Annotated in this window: 19 protein-coding genes and 1 other RNA gene; 7 read left to right on the top strand and 13 right to left on the bottom strand. The window is 57.3% G+C overall.

The window, feature by feature from the left end; all coding sequences use genetic code 11:
* Positions 1 to 10: 10 nt before the first annotated feature.
* Both ACR0A2_RS03755 and ACR0A2_RS03750 read left to right on the top strand, forming a co-directional pair.
* Positions 11 to 1,345, top strand: coding sequence for a sigma-54-dependent transcriptional regulator (locus ACR0A2_RS03755; protein WP_480834093.1), 1,335 nt, complete (start codon positions 11 to 13; stop codon positions 1,343 to 1,345).
* A gap of 508 nt (positions 1,346 to 1,853) precedes the next feature.
* Positions 1,854 to 4,724, top strand: a complete 2,871-nt coding sequence (locus tag ACR0A2_RS03750) for an Rne/Rng family ribonuclease (protein ID WP_480834092.1) — start codon at positions 1,854 to 1,856, stop codon at positions 4,722 to 4,724.
* A 49-nt stretch (positions 4,725 to 4,773) separates the two neighbouring features.
* Here ACR0A2_RS03750 and ACR0A2_RS03745 read toward each other — a convergent pair whose 3' ends face one another.
* Positions 4,774 to 5,007, bottom strand: coding sequence for a sulfurtransferase TusA family protein (locus ACR0A2_RS03745; RefSeq protein ID WP_152457900.1), 234 nt, complete (start codon positions 5,005 to 5,007; stop codon positions 4,774 to 4,776).
* A 106-nt stretch (positions 5,008 to 5,113) separates the two neighbouring features.
* On the opposite strand from ACR0A2_RS03745, the gene ACR0A2_RS03740 reads away from it, so the two are divergent.
* The 4 genes from ACR0A2_RS03740 (at position 5,114) to ACR0A2_RS03725 (ending at position 9,438) form a co-directional block, all read left to right on the top strand.
* A complete protein-coding gene (locus ACR0A2_RS03740) occupies positions 5,114 to 5,866 on the top strand; it encodes a cytochrome c biogenesis CcdA family protein (protein ID WP_480834091.1) in 753 nt (250 codons plus the stop codon).
* 62 nt (positions 5,867 to 5,928) lie between these two features.
* Entirely contained in the window at positions 5,929 to 7,131 is a 1,203-nt protein-coding gene (locus ACR0A2_RS03735) for a hypothetical protein (protein ID WP_480834090.1), read from the top strand.
* Positions 7,128 to 8,483, top strand: a complete 1,356-nt coding sequence (locus tag ACR0A2_RS03730) for a cytochrome P450 (protein WP_480834089.1) — start codon at positions 7,128 to 7,130, stop codon at positions 8,481 to 8,483. The genes ACR0A2_RS03735 and ACR0A2_RS03730 overlap by 4 nt, the downstream gene beginning before the upstream one ends.
* 73 nt (positions 8,484 to 8,556) lie before the next feature.
* Positions 8,557 to 9,438, top strand: a complete 882-nt coding sequence (locus ACR0A2_RS03725; protein WP_480834088.1) for a fructose bisphosphate aldolase — start codon at positions 8,557 to 8,559, stop codon at positions 9,436 to 9,438.
* A gap of 4 nt (positions 9,439 to 9,442) precedes the next feature.
* Here the strand turns inward: ACR0A2_RS03725 and ACR0A2_RS03720 are convergent, their stop codons facing one another.
* From ACR0A2_RS03720 to fumC, 4 genes are read right to left on the bottom strand one after another with little or no spacing between them, the layout of a single operon-like run.
* On the bottom strand, positions 9,443 to 10,045 hold the full coding sequence (locus ACR0A2_RS03720) for a DNA-3-methyladenine glycosylase I (protein ID WP_480834086.1): 603 nt from the start codon (positions 10,043 to 10,045) through the stop codon (positions 9,443 to 9,445).
* A gap of 58 nt (positions 10,046 to 10,103) precedes the next feature.
* Positions 10,104 to 10,325: a ribbon-helix-helix domain-containing protein gene (locus ACR0A2_RS03715; RefSeq protein WP_152457905.1), complete on the bottom strand. Its 222-nt coding sequence runs from the start codon at positions 10,323 to 10,325 to the stop codon at positions 10,104 to 10,106.
* Entirely contained in the window at positions 10,322 to 10,498 is a 177-nt protein-coding gene (locus ACR0A2_RS03710) for a DUF4169 family protein (RefSeq protein WP_480445058.1), read from the bottom strand. The genes ACR0A2_RS03715 and ACR0A2_RS03710 overlap by 4 nt, the downstream gene beginning before the upstream one ends.
* Positions 10,498 to 11,892: a class II fumarate hydratase gene (gene fumC / locus ACR0A2_RS03705; RefSeq protein ID WP_480834085.1), complete on the bottom strand. Its 1,395-nt coding sequence runs from the start codon at positions 11,890 to 11,892 to the stop codon at positions 10,498 to 10,500. The genes ACR0A2_RS03710 and fumC overlap by 1 nt, the downstream gene beginning before the upstream one ends.
* 205 nt (positions 11,893 to 12,097) lie before the next feature.
* On the opposite strand from fumC, the gene ACR0A2_RS03700 reads away from it, so the two are divergent.
* On the top strand, positions 12,098 to 12,661 hold the full coding sequence (locus ACR0A2_RS03700) for a hypothetical protein (RefSeq protein WP_480834084.1): 564 nt from the start codon (positions 12,098 to 12,100) through the stop codon (positions 12,659 to 12,661).
* 27 nt (positions 12,662 to 12,688) lie between these two features.
* Here ACR0A2_RS03700 and ACR0A2_RS03695 read toward each other — a convergent pair whose 3' ends face one another.
* The 8 genes from ACR0A2_RS03695 to ACR0A2_RS03660 form a co-directional block, all read right to left on the bottom strand.
* Positions 12,689 to 13,147, bottom strand: coding sequence for an SspB family protein (locus tag ACR0A2_RS03695; protein ID WP_171168262.1), 459 nt, complete (start codon positions 13,145 to 13,147; stop codon positions 12,689 to 12,691).
* 76 nt (positions 13,148 to 13,223) lie between these two features.
* Positions 13,224 to 14,477, bottom strand: a complete 1,254-nt coding sequence (chrA, locus tag ACR0A2_RS03690) for a chromate efflux transporter (protein ID WP_480834083.1) — start codon at positions 14,475 to 14,477, stop codon at positions 13,224 to 13,226.
* Positions 14,474 to 15,289 (bottom strand): chromate resistance protein ChrB domain-containing protein, encoded by an 816-nt coding sequence (locus tag ACR0A2_RS03685; protein WP_480834082.1) that lies wholly within the window; start codon positions 15,287 to 15,289, stop codon positions 14,474 to 14,476. Before ACR0A2_RS03685 ends, chrA begins: the two co-directional genes overlap by 4 nt.
* Positions 15,290 to 15,414: 125 nt before the next feature.
* Complete coding sequence (locus ACR0A2_RS03680) at positions 15,415 to 15,846, bottom strand: ester cyclase (RefSeq protein WP_170344384.1); 432 nt, start codon at positions 15,844 to 15,846, stop codon at positions 15,415 to 15,417.
* Between the two features lie 100 nt (positions 15,847 to 15,946).
* Positions 15,947 to 16,294, bottom strand: a transfer-messenger RNA (tmRNA) gene (ssrA, locus tag ACR0A2_RS03675).
* A gap of 36 nt (positions 16,295 to 16,330) precedes the next feature.
* A complete protein-coding gene (locus ACR0A2_RS03670; RefSeq protein ID WP_480618520.1) occupies positions 16,331 to 16,693 on the bottom strand; it encodes a DUF4345 family protein in 363 nt (120 codons plus the stop codon).
* 17 nt (positions 16,694 to 16,710) lie between these two features.
* A complete protein-coding gene (locus ACR0A2_RS03665) occupies positions 16,711 to 17,361 on the bottom strand; it encodes a TenA family protein (RefSeq protein WP_480618519.1) in 651 nt (216 codons plus the stop codon).
* A gap of 59 nt (positions 17,362 to 17,420) precedes the next feature.
* Positions 17,421 to 18,074, bottom strand: coding sequence for a hypothetical protein (locus ACR0A2_RS03660; protein ID WP_480834081.1), 654 nt, complete (start codon positions 18,072 to 18,074; stop codon positions 17,421 to 17,423).
* Positions 18,075 to 18,086 lie beyond the last annotated feature (12 nt).

The raw sequence follows: 18,086 nt of genomic DNA, 5'->3' as shown, positions 1-18,086 counted from the left end.
AGGAATGACTATGGCACAGGCCATGAAAATCGCCATTGTGGATGACGAACAGGACATGCGCCAATCGATCAGCCAATGGCTTGCATTGTCCGGATATGACACGGAAACCTTTGCCAGCGCCGAGGACGCGCTCAAGGTTCTGGGGCCGGATTACCCTGGGATTGTTATTTCGGACATCAAGATGCCCGGAATGGACGGCATTCAGCTTCTGAAAAAGCTGATGGGCGCCGACAGCACCCTGCCGGTGATCATGATCACCGGCCACGGTGATGTGCCGATGGCGGTTGAGGCGATGCGCGTTGGTGCGTTCGACTTCCTTGAAAAGCCGTTCAACCCCGATCGGATGTCTGAGCTGGCCAAACGCGCCAGCAATGCGCGCCGTCTGACCTTGGACAACCGTGCTTTGCGGCGCGAGTTGTCCGGCGGCACCCAGATCATGAACAAGCTGATCGGCGCCAGCCCGGTCATGGAGCGGCTGCGTGAGGATATACTGGATCTCGGCCAGGCCGACGGCCATGTGTTGATCGACGGTGAAACCGGCACCGGGAAAACGCTTGTGGCGCACGCGCTTCATGCCGTTGGCAGCCGTGCCGGCAAGAAGTTTGTTCTGGTGTCCTGCGCCGCGCTTGAAGAGGATGCACTGGCCAAGCGTCTGTTTGGCCCCATGATTCCCGAAGATGCGCAACTGCCCGCCATAGAAGAGGCGCGTGGCGGCACGCTGGTCCTGGAAGATGTGGAAGCGTTGAGCGATACGTTGCAGGCCAAGCTGCTGAGCGTGATGAACGAGCAGGGCACACCTGCGGAGACCCGGATCGTTGCCATCTCGAACTTGCAGGAGGCCGGCAAGACATCGGAAGACGTGCTGCGCCCGGACCTGTTCTATCGCCTGGCCGCGCTGCGCATCACCATGCCGCCGTTGCGGCAGCGGGGCGAAGATATCCTGACCCTGTTCACCCGTCTCAGCGAGCAGTTTGCCGAAGAATACGGTTGCGACGCACCCCAAGTGAGCGCACAAGAAGCTGCGCAACTGTTGCAGGCCCCTTGGCCCGGCAATGTGCGCCAGTTGATCAATATTGCCGAACGGGCGGTGCTGCAATCGCGCCGTGGTTCGGGCACCATCGCGTCTTTGTTGATGTCCGATCACGAAGAGATGCAGCCGGTGATGACCACCGAGGGCAAGCCGCTGAAGGAATATGTCGAAGCTTTCGAACGAATGCTGATTGATAATACGATGCGCAGGCACAAAGGCTCTATTGCGTCAGTCATGGACGAGCTTTGCCTTCCTCGCCGGACGCTGAACGAGAAGATGGCCAAATACGGCCTTCAGCGTTCGGACTATCTGTAAGCGATGCGACTTGGGGGCTCTGCCCCCGCCGCCTATGGAGCCTCCCCCGGGATATTTTTAGCCAGATGAAGGGGATCCGTTGCGCTGGTTGGTGGCAGAGTGCAGTTTGCCCATTGTCTTTTCCACAGGGTTGCTTTTATTGTGTCGGAACGGGCCGGGCGATTTTGACGCCTGCAAGTCCCGAATCTTTGAGTTTCGCTGCTGATCCGTTGGTGAGGGTCAAGACCTCGCGGTTCAGCAGACCGATTATGCCCCTCAAGGGGCAGTGGAGTACCTGAGCCCGGGATCACTGGGCGAAAGGAATAAATGGGCAGGCTGCGTTCAGACGCGCCTGTCGGAGAAGAACCGCGATGACGCGCGCGCAACGATTGAGAGAACGGGCAGGGGGCCACAGCGCCAGACCCTGCCGCGCGCCGTCTGATATCGCCCTGACAAGACACCTCCCCAAAAGCGCCTGTCCGCCTGGACAGGTCAGGACAACGCGTTTGGCGCGGTGCACCAAGGACAAATGGCTAAGAAAATGCTTATCGATGCCACCCACGCGGAGGAAACCCGCGTCGTGGTGGTTGACGGAAACAAGGTCGAGGAGTTCGATTTTGAATCCGAAAACAAACGCCAGCTTGCCGGCAACATCTATCTTGCAAAAGTAACGCGGGTTGAGCCGTCTCTTCAGGCGGCCTTCGTGGATTATGGCGGGAACCGGCATGGCTTCCTGGCATTCTCTGAAATTCACCCGGATTATTACCAGATCCCCGTCGCCGACCGTGAGGCGTTGATGGAGGAAGAGCGCGCCTATGCCGAGGCCATGAAGGCGCGGGATGAGGCTGAGGAGGCCAAATCCAAGAAGCGGCGGTCGCGGTCTCGCGCAAAGGCTGCTGACGTGAAATCGGATGATCCGGTTGAAACGATGGAGGTTTCGACCGAACCAACCGGCATGGAAACCATCGATCTGGACGAGGGTGAAGAAGCAGATGTTGAGGTTCCGGAAGGAACGTCGCCGATGGAAGTCGTCGCTGAAACTCCGGTAGAGGAGCCAGTTGACGATGACGCGCCGGCCACTGAAGAAGCAACCGAAACCGCATCGGATGAGGCAGCACTAGACGACGTTGCCGAGGAAGCCACTGAACAGGCCATTGAGGCGTCGGGCGACGACGCGGAGGATCAGGCCGAAGAGCCACTGGAAGCCGTTGAAGACGTTCAAACGGAGGGGGATGAAGCCCAATCCGAGCCTGAGCAAGCAGAAGAACCTGTTGAAGCTGCGGATGATGAACAAGACCCTGATGAGGACGTTGACGAAACCAAAAGCACAGACGCTGCATCAAAAGACGCATCGATTGAATCGGTTGCTGATGATGATGACAGCGAAGACATTCGTCCGCCGCGCAAACCGCGCCCGCGTCGCTACAAGATACAGGAAGTCATCAAAGTACGTCAGGTCCTTTTGGTGCAGGTTGTCAAGGAAGAGCGCGGAAACAAGGGTGCTGCGCTGACCACCTATCTTTCGCTGGCAGGACGGTATTGTGTTCTGATGCCCAATACCGCACGTGGTGGTGGCATCAGCCGCAAGATTACCAACGCGGCGGACCGGAAAAAGCTGAAAGAAATCGCAACGGATATCGATGTGCCGACCGGGGCGGGTTTGATCATTCGAACCGCCGGAGCCAAGCGAACCAAATCCGAGATCAAGCGCGACTATGAATACCTCCAGCGTTTGTGGGAGCAGATCCGGGCGCTGACACTGGAATCCATCGCGCCGGCAAAGATTTATGAAGAAGGTGATCTGATCAAACGGTCGATCCGAGACCTTTACAACCGTGATATCGACGAGGTCTTGGTCGAAGGCGAGGGCGGGTACCGCATCGCCAAGGACTTCATGAAGATGATCATGCCGTCGCACGCCAAGAACGTGAAACGGTACGAAGATGCGCTGCCTCTGTTCGCGCGCTATCAGGTGGAAAGCTATCTGGCCGGGATGTTCAATCCTACCGTACAGCTGAAATCCGGTGGCTATATCGTGATCGGCGTGACGGAAGCACTGGTGGCGATCGACGTGAACTCGGGCCGTGCCACCAAGGAAGGTTCGATCGAGGAAACCGCACTCAAGACCAACCTCGAGGCCGCTGAAGAGGTTGCACGTCAGCTGCGCCTGCGCGATCTCGCCGGTCTGATCGTCATCGACTTCATCGACATGGACGAGCGCAAGAACAACTCGGCTGTCGAAAAGCGTTTGAAAGACAAACTGAAAACGGACCGCGCCCGCATCCAGGTTGGTCGTATTTCGGGTTTTGGTCTGCTGGAGATGAGCCGTCAGCGTCTGCGCCCCGGCATGATCGAGGCAACGACACAGCCGTGCCCGGCCTGTCACGGCACCGGTCTGATCCGCTCGGACGACAACATGGCCTTGTCGATCCTGCGTCAAATCGAAGAAGAAGGTACCCGTCGCCGTTCACGCGAAGTCCTGGTGCGCTGCCCTGTCAGCATCGCCAACTTCCTGATGAACCAGAAGCGAGAGCATATTGCGCAGATCGAGGCGCGTTATGGGCTTTCAGTGAGGATCGAAGGGGATATCCATTTAGTCAGCCCGGACTTCTCGATGGAGAAGTTCAAGACGGCCAGCCGGATTGTTCCCGAGGCTACGGCGCCTGTTGTTTCTGTCGATGCGTCGCTGATGGATCTTGTCGATTCATCGGACGCGGAAGAGACCGAAGAGGAAATCGCTCAGACCGAAGAAGAGGCAAAGCCCAAGCGCAAGCGCCGTCGTCGTCGTCGCAAGAAAGGTTCGGGCAATGGCGATGCGCCGGAGCAGGCCGCGGAAGAGGGTGACGCGCCAGCACAAGAAGACGCAGAGAGCGATACGCCTGACGTCGAAAGTGCTGAGCCGGCTGAAGCTGAGGCTTCGGAGGAAGAAAAACCGGCAAAGCCCAAGCGCAAACGCGCCCCGCGCCGTCGCAAGAAAGATGCGGTTGCCGAAGAAGTTGCGGATCAGCCTGAAGAGCCATCCGCCACGACGGCCGACGCTGCAACGGAAGAGCCGGCAACCGAGGAAACCGGCGAGAGCATCGCGGGCGAAAGCGCAGAGGTCGTGGCGGAACAAGTTGAGGTGGCCGCTGAACCAGCCGAAGCACAGGCTGACGCTCCGCCGTCGGAAGAGCAACCTGCAAACGGTGTAGATGCGGCACAAGCGGTTGAAGAAGCGGATGAGGCGGAAAAGCAATCTACGGAAGCTGTAGAAGCCTCTGACGTTGCAGAAACCGACGATCCTGCCGAAGACGGGCCAGCAGAAGCAACGCCCGAGCCGGTGCTTGAAAGCGTGGCGGAAGAGCCTGAACCTATACCCACCAAGCCCAAACGCCGCGGTTGGTGGTCGCTGGGAAGTTAATGAAAAAGGCGGGCTGATCGGCCCGCCTTTTTTTGACCTGCAACGAAGGTCAGCTGGATTTTTGGATCAGATAGATCTGATGTGCGCCGTCAGTGTCCTGCGAAAGCAGTGTATGCCCGGCCTCGGCACAAAAGTGCGGAACATCCACGATGGCCGCAGGATCATCGGCCAGCACCCGCAGAACGGCACCCTCCGGCATGGATTTCAGTCTTTTGCGGGCTTTCAGGACGGGCAGGGGGCACAACAGGCCCAATGCGTCCAGGGTATCTGTAATCTCTGACATGATTTTCGGGATAGGGTGAAGTTGTAATATTGTCCAGATTCCGAGCACGAGGATGTGACCGTTTGGCCCCGTGACGGATCGCTCTTCATCACATATGTGCAGAAACATGTTCGGAATCGAAATCATAGACGCGGGACTGCTGCCCGCCATGTTCGTCGCGCTGCTGGGTGGCCTGATCAGCTTTCTGTCGCCTTGCGTATTGCCAATCGTACCGCCTTATCTGGCGTATATGAGCGGCGTTACCATACATGAGATGCAGGACGAGGGCCGCGCGCGGCGCAAGGCGACCATGTCGGCGCTGTTCTTTGTCATGGGCCTGTCGACCGTCTTTCTTCTGCTTGGCTTTACCGCATCGGCCTTTGGCGCGTTTGTGCTGCAAAATCAGGTGCTGTTCGCCAAGTTGTCCGGTGCCGTTGTCATCGTCTTTGGCCTTCACTTTCTGAATGTCTTCCGGATTCCTTTTCTGGATCGCGAAGCACGGATTGAAACCGGTGATTCCAGTGGGTCGGTCTTTGGCGCTTACATCCTTGGCCTGGCTTTTGCATTCGGCTGGACCCCGTGCATTGGGCCTCAGCTGGGGGCGATCCTGTCACTGGCGGCCAACGAAGCGTCGGTCGCGCGTGGCACGTTTTTGCTGGGGGTCTACGCTGCGGGCTTGGGTATTCCGTTCTTGTTGGCAGCCATGTTCCTGAATCGCTCCATGACCGTGATGAACCGGATCAAACCGTATATGGGCACGATCGAAAAGATCATGGGTGGACTGTTGCTGTTTGTGGGCATCATGCTGATAACCGGGCTTTTCACCCGTTTTAGCTGGTGGTTGCTGGAAACTTTTCCGGCGCTGGCAAATTTCGGGTGATCAACTGACCCTCTTACCTTGGCTTCAAGCCTGCGTTAACCTGCGCATCAGAAGGTAAGGGCATGAGCAGTCACACAAATCAGCCGCAGGTGCGCAGACGTCGGGTGTTCTATATACCCGGCTATGATCCGATGCCGCCCCGGCGATATCGCGAGCTGTATCGCAGTGAATCGCAGAAGCAGGCCCGGATCTCGGGGTACGAGATCGCCATATCCCCAATGACAACGGAGGGACGTTTCGGCTGGCGGGTAACCTCGGAACAAGATGGCCTGACTGTTGAAACGGAATTCGAGGTTCTGGTGTGGTCCGACATCGTACGCGACAGCATGTCGGCCTCTATCCCGGCGACGTATTGGCAATTGGCCCGCACGGCGTGGATTTTCATATCAACCGGTACGTTGTGGCGTCTGATGCGATTGCGCAAGGGCCCGGTGATCGCTGCGTTGTATCCAGTGGCGATGTTGGTGTCTCAGCTGCTGATCGCGCTTGCGTTGGCATGGACGTGCATAGGCATGGCAGGTTGGTGGGGGATATTCCCCGGAGCAGCCATCGCCGTCGCGTTACTGCTGTGGTTTCGCAAGGTCGATAACCGGCTGTTTGCGTATTACCTGATGCATGATTACGCCTATTCAGCACAGCTGAGCGGGCATATGCCGGTCGAACTGCGGGACAGGTTGTCGTCGTTTCGTGAAGCGATCCAAGAGGCGCTGAATTCCGATGTGGATGAAGTGCTGGTCGTTGGCCACAGCTCGGGCGCGCATCTGGGGGTGTCTGTTCTGGCCGAACTGATCCGAAATTCGAAAGTGTACGAGCAACGCGCGGAGCTGTCGTTTCTCAGTCTGGGACAGGTGGTTCCCATGGTCTCGTTTCTGCCCCAGGCACACGATTTGCGGTCCGATCTGCATTTCCTGTCCACGCGGTCCGAGCTCAGCTGGATCGATGTCTCGGCCCCCGGCGATGGCTGCGCCTTTGCGCTTTGCGATCCGGTTGCGGTCACGGGGGTGGCCGATGCTGATAAACGCTGGCCGCTGGTCCTGTCGGCGGCTTTTTCGCAAACCTTGTCTCCGGAACGCTGGAAAGCTTTGCGATGGCGATTTTTTCGGCTTCATTTTCAGTATCTTTGCGCCTTCGATAAGCCGGAAAGCTATGATTATTTTCGGATAACGGCTGGCCCTTTGACGCTGGGGCAAAGGTTTGCGGATCGTGAGGCTTCTCGCAGCCGTATCGAGATGCCTGTCTCCAAGTTCACCTCGGTACACCCATGACCAAAACGCCGCCCAAGCCAGACCCGCGCCCCGAGAAGGTTTCGTTGCTGCGCTATGTGAAACTGTTCAGACAAGACCTGCTGTCGGCGCAGCCAGCCCGGCTGTATCGCGCGTGGATGGCAGAATTCAAAACTCCGTTCTTCCGGTCGTTCCTGATCAATCAACCGGATCTGGTTCAAACCGTCCTCAAGAAACGGCCTGACGATTTTCCCAAATCCGGCAGGATCAGCGAAGGCCTGAGCCCGTTGCTTGGCAATTCGGTATTTCTGACCAATGGCGAGACCTGGAAACGACAGCGGCGGATTATCGATCCCGCGTTCGAAGGGGGGCGTCTGAAGGATACATTCCCGGCCATGCTGGCCGCTGCCGAGGCGTGTGTGGAACGGCTGCGGCCTCATGTCGGAGGGGAACTCGAATTCGAAGAACAGACAAGCCATGCAGCGGCGGACGTGATATTTCGCACCCTGTTTTCCGTTCCTATCGACAACGCTATCGCCAGCCAAGTGTTCGAAAAGTTCCGGGCCTATCAACGCGCGCAACCTTTGCTGAATCTGGCAGCTTTTGTTCCCTTGCCAAAGTGGCTGCCCCGGCTTCATTCCGGGGCGACCAAACAGAACGCGCGGGATATCAGGGCGCTGATTGCCGAACTGACCAGAACACGCGCAAAGGCCATCAAGGACGGAACGGCACCTGACGATCTTGCGACCAAGATCATGACGACGGCTGATCCCGAAACCGGGCAGTTCTTCGACCCCGAGGAAATGGTTGATCAGGTGGCGATCTTTTTTCTTGCCGGGCATGAGACCAGCGCGTCAGCCTTGGCCTGGACGCTGTACCTGATGGCGCTTTATCCGGAATGGCAGCAGAAGGTTGCAGAGGAGGCCGCTGTTCTGGATGATCCTTCATTTGCCTCTGTTTCAAAACTCCGGATCAGCCGGGATGTGTTCCGCGAAGCGCTGCGCCTTTATCCTCCGGTGCCCATGATGGTCCGCGAGACCACGTGCCCTGAAAGGTTCCGTAACCGGGATGTGCCGGTTGGCGCGCAGATCGTGATCAGCCCGTGGCATTTGCACCGTCAGGCGCGTTTGTGGGACGATCCGGACGGTTTTGATCCAAACCGTTGGGGCACGGAAAACGGCAAGCGGTGCCAGCGCGACGCTTACATCCCGTTCTCAGCAGGCCCCCGAGTGTGCACCGGGGCCGGGTTTGCAATGGTCGAAGGGCCGCTGATCCTGTCGATGCTCTTGCGCCGCTTTCGGTTCGAAACAATCCCGGGAAAAACACCCGTTCCGGTCGCTCACCTGACGGTTCGATCCAAAGATGGCATATGGTTACGCCTGGTTGAGCGCTAACAACCTACCATCGGTTCACGCCCTGTTGTATGCGGGGAAGAACATCGGAATCATCATTGAACAGGAAAACAATATGTCCAAAGCAGAACAGCGCGCGCAGATGATCAACGGCACGGGCTTTATCGCGGCACTGGATCAAAGCGGCGGATCAACCCCGAAAGCGCTTGCGTTGTATGGTGTCGAGGCATCCGACTACAGCTCGGAGGAAGAGATGTTCGGTGAAATCCAGAAGATGCGTGCCCGCATCATTCTGGCTGACGATTTCACAAAGGACAAAGTGATTGGCGCAATTCTGTTCGAACGTACCTTGGGCGAAGAGATCGAAGGCCGCAAGGTTGCCGACTACCTGTGGTCGGTCAAAGGTATCGTTCCTTTCCTGAAGATCGACAAAGGCTTGGAAGAACAGGCAAATGGCGTTCAGATGATGAAACCGATCCCCGGTCTGGCCGAGACCCTGGCCAAGGCCGATGGTGTGTTCGGCACCAAGGAACGCTCGGTCATTCACGAAGCGAATGCCGATGGCATCGCGGCGGTGGTTGCCCAACAGTTCGACGTCGCCCGCGAAGTCACCGATGCCGGTATGGTTCCGATCGTGGAACCTGAAGTGAACATCCATTCGGCAACCAAGGCCGAGGCGGAAGACATCCTGAAGGCTGAAATCCTCAAGAACCTCGATCAACTGGCCGAGGGGCAGGACGTTATGCTGAAGCTGACGATCCCGACACAGGCAAACCTGTATGACGCGCTGGCCGACCACCCGCGGGTCATGCGCGTTGTGGCCCTGTCGGGCGGTTATTCGACGGAAGAAGCCTGTGATCTGCTGGGCCGGAATGGCAAGATGATTGCATCCTTCTCGCGGGCCTTGACCGAAGGCCTGTCGAAGCAGCAGTCAGATGCCGAATTCAACGCGGCCCTGGGTGCCAACATCGACAAGATTTACAAAGCCTCGGTCTGATCCGTCAGACAGGTTTGACGAAAGAGCGGCGTAACTGCGCCGCTTTTTTTCTGCCGATGCAGGTCTCGGCATGATCATTGACCAGCCCCATGGCCTGCATGAACGCAAACACGGTTGTAGGGCCAACGAACTTCCATCCCCGTTTCTTGAGATCTTTCGACATGGCCACCGACTCGGGCGATGTGGACGCCGTTTGCGGAGGCGGAGGCGTCTCAGGCTCGTAACGCCAGACATAGGCCGCCAGAGATCCTTCGGCCGCCACAAGATCCTGTGCGCAACGCGCATTGTTGATCACCGCTTCAATCTTGCCACGATGACGGATAATCCCGGAATCTTGTAGCAGGCGTTCCACATCAGCATCAGAAAACGCGGCCATCCTGTTGAAATCAAACCCGCAAAAAGCCCTCCTGAAGTTTTCGCGCTTGTTCAGGATCGTTCGCCAGCTAAGACCTGACTGAAAGCCTTCGAGGCATAGTTTTTCAAACAATCGTTGGTCGTCGCCCACAGGGTAACCCCATTCATTGTCGTGATATTCAAAGAATTCGGGCGCGGCCTGACACCATGCGCATCTTTGCTGCCCATCCGGCCCGGTAATGGTGTCGCTCATGGTTGTACCCTTTTTGTTCCCACTCACGTTACACGTCGAGGCGAGGGCGTGACAAGTCTCAATCAGGGTTGCGGAACCAGTTCAGCACAAAGACGCGTATGGCCGATGCAAGACCCGTTTCCGGGTCGCGGGCCACATCAATTTCAGCCGCCAAGACATTGATTGGCTTACCTTGTTCCTGAGCGATCTCGCGAAAAGCACGCCAGAATTCATCCTCGAGTGATACCGAGGTTCGGTGTCCTTTCAGGGTCAGAGAGCGTTTGACAGGACGGCCGCTCATTCGTCCAGCTCATGATCGTCGAGGTCGCGCTTTTGTTTTTTCTGTTGAAGTTTCACGACTTCTTTTTCAGCTTTTGTACGCCCAAACGCGACGGCGTTCCGGTCGGCGCGGGCCTTTCTTTCGGCCCGCGCTTTTTCCTTTCGATACCGGTTCAGATTGACCGGCTTGCCCATCAGTCTTTTGGGCCGATCATCTGTTCGGGGCGGACGACGGCGTCAAAGGTCGCTTCGTCCACAAAGCCCAGCGCGATGGCTTCTTCCTTGAGCGTGGTACCGTTCTTGTGGGCGGTTTTCGCAACGGTGGTTGCATTGTCATAACCGATGGTAGGGGCAAGCGCCGTGACCAGCATCAGCGATTCCTTCATCAGCTGGTCGATGCGCGGCTCGTTCGCTTTGATGCCCAGCAGCATCCGCTCGGTAAAGCTGTCGGTGGCATCCCCCAGCAGCTGGATCGATTGCAGCAGGTTGTAGGACATCATCGGATTGTAGACGTTCAATTCGAAATGCCCTTGCGACCCGGCGAAATTCATTGCCGCGTTGTTGCCCATCACATGCGCGGCGACCTGCGTCAGCGCTTCGGCCTGCGTCGGGTTTACCTTGCCGGGCATGATCGACGAGCCGGGCTCATTTTCCGGCAGGATCAGCTCTCCCAGGCCGGAACGAGGCCCGGAGCCCAGGAAACGAATGTCGTTTGCGATCTTGTAGCAGCTGCCGGCAATCGTTGCCAAAGCGCCCGAAAGGAAGACCATGGCATCATGGGCGGCCAGCGCCTCGAACTTGTTCGGCGCCGTCACGAAGGGCAGGTCGGTGATCTGGGCCATATGGCCTGCGACGGCTTTGTCCCAGCCGTGCTGGGTGTTCAGGCCGGTGCCAACGGCCGTTCCGCCCTGGGCTAGTTCATAAATCCCCGGCATCGCCGCATGTACGCGTGCGATCCCCTGACGAATCTGGTGTGCATAGCCACTGAACTCCTGACCCAGTGTCAGCGGTGTCGCGTCCTGTGTATGGGTTCGGCCGATCTTGATGATGTCCTTGAATTCCTCGGCCTTCTGCTCGAGCCCGGACGCCAGTTTTTCAAGACCGGGAAGCAGCACGTCGCGTACGCTCATCGCTGTTGCGATATGCATGGCGGTTGGGAAAGTATCGTTCGACGATTGCCCCATGTTGCAGTGGTCATTCGGGTGTACCGGGTCTTTGGATCCGATCTTGCCGCCCAGAATCTCGATGGCTCGGTTGGCGATGACCTCGTTCGCATTCATGTTCGACTGGGTGCCGGAACCCGTCTGCCACACGACCAACGGAAAGTTGTCGTCGAACTTGCCCTCGATCACCTCGCCTGCGGCCTGAATGATCGCATCGGCTATCTTTGCGTCCAGCTTGCCCGTTGCCTTGTTTTCCATGGCGCAGGCTTTCTTGATTACGCCCAGCGCGCGCACGATGGCGACCGGCTGTTTTTCCCAGCCGATGGGAAAATTCATGATCGAGCGCTGCGTTTGGGCGCCCCAATACTTGTCGGCAGGAACCTCGAGCGGGCCAAAGCTGTCGGATTCTGTGCGGGTTTGAGACATCGGTCACTCCGTCTGGTATGCAGTTGTATGCCGTTTAGCCGCAGCCACGCCGTGACGCAATCGGCCAGTTGCGCGCACCTTAAACTTAAGGGCTTCAAAGGTATAGGCGCGGAGTGCGTCACTTTAATCGTTATTGGCGGGGAATGTGCATTGTTTGCGGACACCTCTGGGCTACAATGGAGCAATAGACGCCATGGAGGACAAAATGCCAAATTTCCATCGCTTTACGCTTGAAAAAGCAGTCGCGATAATTGCAGTTTGCGCTTTGTGGCTGTCGGTTCTGAGCGCAGCGGCCCGCGCGGCAGACATCACACCTTTCATAGGAGATTATATCGGTTCAGCCGAAGTTGTAGACGCGGATGGCACGACAACGCCCCGCGACATGAGCGTTTCCATCGTCGAGACCAAGAACGGTTTCAACGTCAGTTGGCGGACGACGACATACAAGCTGGATGGACGCGTAAAGGAACAGAAGTTCTCGATTGATTTTGTTCCGTCAGACCGCCCGGATGTGTTTTCGGCGGCGATGAAACGCAATGTTTTTGGTCACGAAGTCCCGCTGGACCCGATGAAGGGCGAGCCATTTGTATGGGGCCGCATCGTCGACGAAACACTGACCGTGTTTTCTTTGTTCATTGACGAGGACGGAGGATATGAGTTGCAGCAATTCGACCGCACGCTTGCCGAAGGCGGGCTGAACCTGGCGTTTTCACGATTCATAGATGGTCAAAAATCACGATCGGTCGAGACTTTCCTAATGAAACGATAAACCCCGCGCCGGGCGGGGTTTGAAGGTTCATTTCCGGAAGCTGTCCAGCGACACGATATCCGCATCGTGATGAATTTCTTCTTCTTCGACTTCGATGTCGTCTTCGATGATCTGATCTTCTTCGATTTCGTCTTCCGGGCTTTCGAAGCGAAGGCCGAATTCCACGGAAGGATCGACGAAAGTCTTGATTGCGGAATAGGGGACGTACAGCGGTTCCGGGGCATCGCCAAAGTTCAAAGTGATGCCAAAGCCGAGGTCACCGACTTCGAGGTTCTCGAACCAGTGCTGCATGACGATGGTCATTTCTTCGGGATAGCGTTCACGCAGCCAGTCGGCGATTTCCACACCATCTTCACGTGTGTCGAAAGTGATGAAAAAGTGGTGCGCCCCGGGTAGACCGGTTTCAGAAACATCCTTCAGCACTGTTTTGATCAGGCCGCGCATGGCGGTGTGCATCAGGTTTCCATAATCGATGCCTTGCGACATGTGTGATCCTCAAAAGTGGTTATGCTCAGCATAGGGGTTTTGTTCGGAAACGAAAGGGCGGGTAAGACCGGATTGATCAGATATTGTGTGCAGCCAGGCCGGCAATCGACATCAGGGCAAGCACGGTTCCCATCCCTAATTTCAGTCGAAAAATCAAGGCCCCGGCAAGGATAGTCAGACCGAATGCGGTAAAATTCAACGCGGAAATCTGCGGCATGGGGATTGCCAGAGGACCCCATGATTTTTCAGACACCGATTCGAAAAGAACATTCAGGGCGAACCACACGGAAAGGTTGAGAATCACTCCGACGACGGCCGCAGTGATTCCATGCAGGGCCGCGGACAGGCGGGGACGCGCGGCCAGACGGTCGAGATATGGGGCCGCAAGAAAAATCCAAAGAAAGCACGGAACGAACGTTGCCCACAATGCAACCGCACCGGCTGCAAGCGCCAGCGTGAACCCGCCGGTCAGTTGCCCGGTCAGCATGGCGACAAACTGCGTGACAAGTATGAGCGGCCCCGGAGTCGTTTCCGCCAGCCCTAGCCCATCGATCATCTGATCCGTGCTGATCCAGTGGTACTGGTCAACAACCGTTTGGGTCATATAGGCCAATACGGCATATGCGCCGCCAAAGGTCACAACGGCGAGTCGGGCAAAAAACCACCCCAGATCGCTCAGCAGTTGATGGCCTGTGACGCTCAGAGCGACGAGCGGGCCCAACCAAAGGGGCAACCAGACAGCAATCGTTCGCAGAGACCGCGCCAGATGTGGTGTTCCTTCTCGCGGGGGAGATTCTACGGGTCCTTTGAAGGTCACGTACCCCCAGGCTGCGGCAACGAATATGATCGCCGGAAAAGGAAGGTTCAGCAGAAAAATGGCCAGGAAGGACAGGATTGCGATTGTTCGATGCTCGCGATCATTCAATGCCTTGCGCGAAAGATTGCGGAGCGCCTGCAAAACGATGACAATGACGGTTGCCTTGATGCCCGTGAAGGCCGACTGCACCAAGGGAACATCGCCAAATGCTGAATAGAGCGCGACCAGAACCGCAATCACCAACGCGCCGGGTGAAACGAACAAGCTGCCGGCAATCAGCCCGCCAGCAACGCCGCGCAGACGCCACCCCGCATAGGTTGCCAGCTGCATCGCCTCGGGGCCCGGCAGCAACATGCACAGAGACAGGGCGCGCAGGTAAGTTTGTTCATCCAGCCAGGGTCGACGTTCTACCAATTCCTGATGCATCAAGGAGATCTGAGCCGCAGGGCCGCCGAAAGACAGCAAACCGATCCTGCCAAAGACCTTGGTAATCTCGACCAGTGTCGGTGTCATGACGTTCGCCCGGTGGGCCAGTCATGGCTTTCGTCAAATCCATCGCGCGCCCAGCGATACATCGCGTCGTAAAGATTCATCCCGGCTTTCAGGTTTTCATGGTCATCGCGATACTGCCTTGAAAGCCCGACGGACACCGCCAACAATCCCGCCGCTTCGGGTGCAAGCGCGTGTCGGTTCGTGTCCGCCGCCCGGATGACCGTCGCCAACCGGTCCAGCGCAGGGGAGTGAAGCCCGAATTCATCCAACATGGTGTCAATCGTGCAATTGTCGCCTCGGTGGCTCCAGAACGTGTTCTCGATATCAAAGGGTGACGCCCCGAAAACAGTCGCAACGCTTTCGACTTCACCGGGTGCCACAAACAGGAACTTGGCGTCGGGATCAACAAACCTGCGTATCAGCCAGGGACATGCGATTCTGTCGACCTTTGGCCGGTGACGCGTGACCCACAGCGTATGGCCACCAATTCGATCAGGAATGCGTGCTGCGGGCACACGTGGTGCATCGGCCATGTCGCGCCAGGCATGCATTCCACCTTCCAGAAATTCGGCTTGATGCCCTTCGCTGCGCAACCAGGAGACAACGCCCTGGCTCAGCTTTTTGCCTTTCTGACAGACAATTACGGCCGGGCGATCGGAGATCTTGCACGAAAGCCCCCGAAGATCCGTGGCCGGGTGCCGGACTGATGCGGGGATCAGATAGGGATCTTCTTCAAAATCGTCATTCAGGCAGACGTCGAACAGTACGGGCGCGTTCGGAGTACCGATCAGACGCAGGAGTTGATTGGGAGAAATAGAGTTGGGCGATGCCATGGCATGTTTCCTTGTGACCGCGGATACATGCGAAACTTGGGCTGTCGCCTCACGGGGCGTTCGCAATCTTACCCCATGGCACTTGCTAGCGCGCAAGGGTCATGGGGGTCAAGATTGCTTTGGGTTCACGCCCAGTCCAGACGTTGCCCGGTCATGCATACGGGCAGGGTGTCCGATGGAAACTGGCCCAGTTCTTCAAAAAACGAGATGAAGTCAAAATGGTTGTAGGCTTCAACCATCTTTTCGTCCTTGAACCGCGCCATGACCTGGCCGGTGACTTCCAGCGGCGCGCCATTGTCAGCACGAAAAGTACGCACATGCAGAATGGCGGACACCCAGTCGCCGTTTTCGATGATCTTGGGCAGTTCGACCTTGATGTCCCCCAGAATATGGCGGAACGCCATGACCAGATCCCGGAAATCGTCAGCACCGACCTGCATTTCCGGAATCAGCCCCTCGGCCATCGTTTCGGGTGCGAAGAACTGATCAATTGCTTCGGTGTTTCCGTTTTCCCAAACTTCGGAGTACCACTTTCTGAGTATCTCTGAATTCGTCATCCCAGTTCTCCTGTCCAAGTACTGGCAAGATGGCAAAAAGGAATGAATAAACTCTGAATCCGCCTAGGGGTGGGTAATTAAAACCAGACATGTGGGGGTTAATGCAGGTTTCTGTTGCCAGGTACCTGCGAACCCCGCCTTACGCGGCTAGGCGCAAGGGCTTAAGTTTCGGTCTTGCTACTGCTTACGCAGCAACTGCAACCGGAGCACGATTGTCGTTTGCAATTGTACTGTTTTCGCCGGTAACGGTGGCAGACAACCGAGACAAAGCTAACCCCTTTAGACGTTCGTCGATCCTGTTTCGGCCCCAAAATCCCCAAACGAAGGATGGTTGGTGGAGCCGCCGGGTACCGCCCCCGGGTCCGATCCGCTTATTACGAGCGCGTTTATGTCCATAGTCCCGAAGGACGACTCTTATATAGGTGAGGTGATGGGGGGATGCAAACTCAGAATGAACGCAACCGTGTTTAACATTTCCAATCTGTTAGGTGGTTTTGTTGAAGTTTGCAGCAATCAACCAGACGGCCAGAACCAGTTCGATTCCCCCAAAGATCAACGCCTTGGCCAAGGGGGGATTGTCCAGCGCGACCGACACAAACCGACCCAGCGCTGCACCGGAATAGACAATGCCCAGCATGACATAGGCCATTGGGTTGTTCAGCCAGATAACGGCGATCCCCGTCACAACAAACAAACCACCGACCGAGGCGCGCATCTCGGACAACCCCATCGTGCTGTTGGTCGGGGCCAGATCCAGGGCCGACGCGGTGTGGGCCGGGGCCAGAAACCCGAATGCGCCGAACCCGATGGTCAGCAATGCCGCGATGACGTTCACAGTTGCGACCATTCCGGCCCCCTTATGGTTCAGGCCGCGTAGGCGGCGTCAAAGAAATCCCGTTCCAGTTCGACAGCGCGATGGAACAGTCGCGTGACCTCGGCCTGTTCGGCCGCATCCAGCGTCGGCCAGACGTTGTCCAGCTGACTGCGCAGATATTCCACGACGCTTTCGAACCCTTCTCCCGCATGTAGCGTGATCCATTCCGCAAACCAGAACGGCAAGCCGTCTTTGGGCGGGTTTTCCGGGCTGGCCCAGCTCAGGTAAACCCATTCCGCCACGACGAGTACCGCCAGCATGTTCTGATAACGGCCAGAGGCTGCGGCTTCGGCCATCAGATCCTGAAAGGCGCGTGTGGCGGGCGCGGGCTCGGTGCTGGGTTCAGTGCCCAAAGCGTCCATCGCGCGCAGGAAATAGGTGTTCTCGGGGCCAGTGATCACCGCGAGAAACTGCGCGGCCGGTACGCTGTCAGCAAGGGTCGGCGCATGCGCGATGGCGCTGGCCAAAAGACGCACGAAACCGTCGACGAACTGATAATCCTGTTGCAGATACCAGCGCATCTTGTTCTCGGGCAGGGTGCCGTCAGACAACTCGCGGGGGAAAGCATGGGTTGTGGCGGCCGTCCAGTCGTCGATTTTGCCTTGACGCAGCACTTCGGTTGGGCGGGATTGGTCCTGCATTCGGAAGCTCCAGTTTTGTTTCGATGCAGACAAAGCGCGTTTCAAAACAAAGTACAAGGTCAGCCAAGTACGGACCAAAGACCCAGACCACCGACCAGAATGAGGCTCAGGGCCCAGACGAGCTCCAGGTTGAACCAGCTGCGCGACAGGAATTGCAGTCCGAGCCAACGATAGACCGCAAAGGCCAAAAAACCGCCCCCCAGAACCATGGCGGCCGTATGCAGTGCGGCGACGCCCAGAACCAAAAGGGTGTTCGTGGTCATGATCTGAGAAATCGCTTGATGGCCCGCGTCCAGTTCATCCACGGCACACAGGCCCAGATAGATTGGAACCAGCATCAGGGCAGCCCCGTGGGCAAGCGCCACAAGAAAAGACCACAGCGCGAGCCTGCTTGGCGGGATCCGCGAAAGAAAGCGGGGATGACGGCGGGTTATCGCGATGTACAGGCCCATGCCAATCACGACCAGAGCCGCGCCGATGCGGATTTCATTCTGATAATCGACCAGTACGGCCATCAGGGCAAAAGGAAGAAGTACGCCGAGCATGGCTACGAAATGCCCGCCAGCCAAAGCCGCGAGTGCACCCCAAAGCGCGGATTGGCGTTGTTCCATCAAAGCCGAAGACACCGCCAGTGGCCAGCCCATGCCGGGGTTCAGGCCGTGATAGGCGCCGCTCAGAACAACGGCCAGCCACAGGCCAGCCGTTGATGACATCAAAAATTCCAA

It is taken from the genome of Ruegeria sp. H8, assembly GCF_056532905.1.
This window is presented reverse-complemented; position numbering and strand designations above follow the sequence as displayed.

Excerpts from the sequence above, each read along its gene's own strand:
- ACR0A2_RS03755 (WP_480834093.1), top strand. The coding sequence starts at position 11 with ATGGCACAGGCCATGAAAATCGCCATTGTGGATGACGAACAGGACATG.
- ACR0A2_RS03750 (WP_480834092.1), top strand. The coding sequence starts at position 1,854 with ATGGCTAAGAAAATGCTTATCGATGCCACCCACGCGGAGGAAACCCGC.
- ACR0A2_RS03745 (WP_152457900.1), bottom strand. The coding sequence starts at position 5,007 with ATGTCAGAGATTACAGATACCCTGGACGCATTGGGCCTGTTGTGCCCC.
- ACR0A2_RS03740 (WP_480834091.1), top strand. The coding sequence starts at position 5,114 with ATGTTCGGAATCGAAATCATAGACGCGGGACTGCTGCCCGCCATGTTC.
- ACR0A2_RS03735 (WP_480834090.1), top strand. The coding sequence starts at position 5,929 with ATGAGCAGTCACACAAATCAGCCGCAGGTGCGCAGACGTCGGGTGTTC.
- ACR0A2_RS03730 (WP_480834089.1), top strand. The coding sequence starts at position 7,128 with ATGACCAAAACGCCGCCCAAGCCAGACCCGCGCCCCGAGAAGGTTTCG.
- ACR0A2_RS03725 (WP_480834088.1), top strand. The coding sequence starts at position 8,557 with ATGTCCAAAGCAGAACAGCGCGCGCAGATGATCAACGGCACGGGCTTT.
- ACR0A2_RS03720 (WP_480834086.1), bottom strand. The coding sequence starts at position 10,045 with ATGAGCGACACCATTACCGGGCCGGATGGGCAGCAAAGATGCGCATGG.
- ACR0A2_RS03715 (WP_152457905.1), bottom strand. The coding sequence starts at position 10,325 with ATGAGCGGCCGTCCTGTCAAACGCTCTCTGACCCTGAAAGGACACCGA.
- ACR0A2_RS03710 (WP_480445058.1), bottom strand. The coding sequence starts at position 10,498 with ATGGGCAAGCCGGTCAATCTGAACCGGTATCGAAAGGAAAAAGCGCGG.
- fumC (WP_480834085.1), bottom strand. The coding sequence starts at position 11,892 with ATGTCTCAAACCCGCACAGAATCCGACAGCTTTGGCCCGCTCGAGGTT.
- ACR0A2_RS03700 (WP_480834084.1), top strand. The coding sequence starts at position 12,098 with ATGCCAAATTTCCATCGCTTTACGCTTGAAAAAGCAGTCGCGATAATT.
- ACR0A2_RS03695 (WP_171168262.1), bottom strand. The coding sequence starts at position 13,147 with ATGTCGCAAGGCATCGATTATGGAAACCTGATGCACACCGCCATGCGC.
- chrA (WP_480834083.1), bottom strand. The coding sequence starts at position 14,477 with ATGACACCGACACTGGTCGAGATTACCAAGGTCTTTGGCAGGATCGGT.
- ACR0A2_RS03685 (WP_480834082.1), bottom strand. The coding sequence starts at position 15,289 with ATGGCATCGCCCAACTCTATTTCTCCCAATCAACTCCTGCGTCTGATC.
- ACR0A2_RS03680 (WP_170344384.1), bottom strand. The coding sequence starts at position 15,846 with ATGACGAATTCAGAGATACTCAGAAAGTGGTACTCCGAAGTTTGGGAA.
- ACR0A2_RS03670 (WP_480618520.1), bottom strand. The coding sequence starts at position 16,693 with ATGGTCGCAACTGTGAACGTCATCGCGGCATTGCTGACCATCGGGTTC.
- ACR0A2_RS03665 (WP_480618519.1), bottom strand. The coding sequence starts at position 17,361 with ATGCAGGACCAATCCCGCCCAACCGAAGTGCTGCGTCAAGGCAAAATC.
- ACR0A2_RS03660 (WP_480834081.1), bottom strand. The coding sequence starts at position 18,074 with ATGTCATCAACGGCTGGCCTGTGGCTGGCCGTTGTTCTGAGCGGCGCC.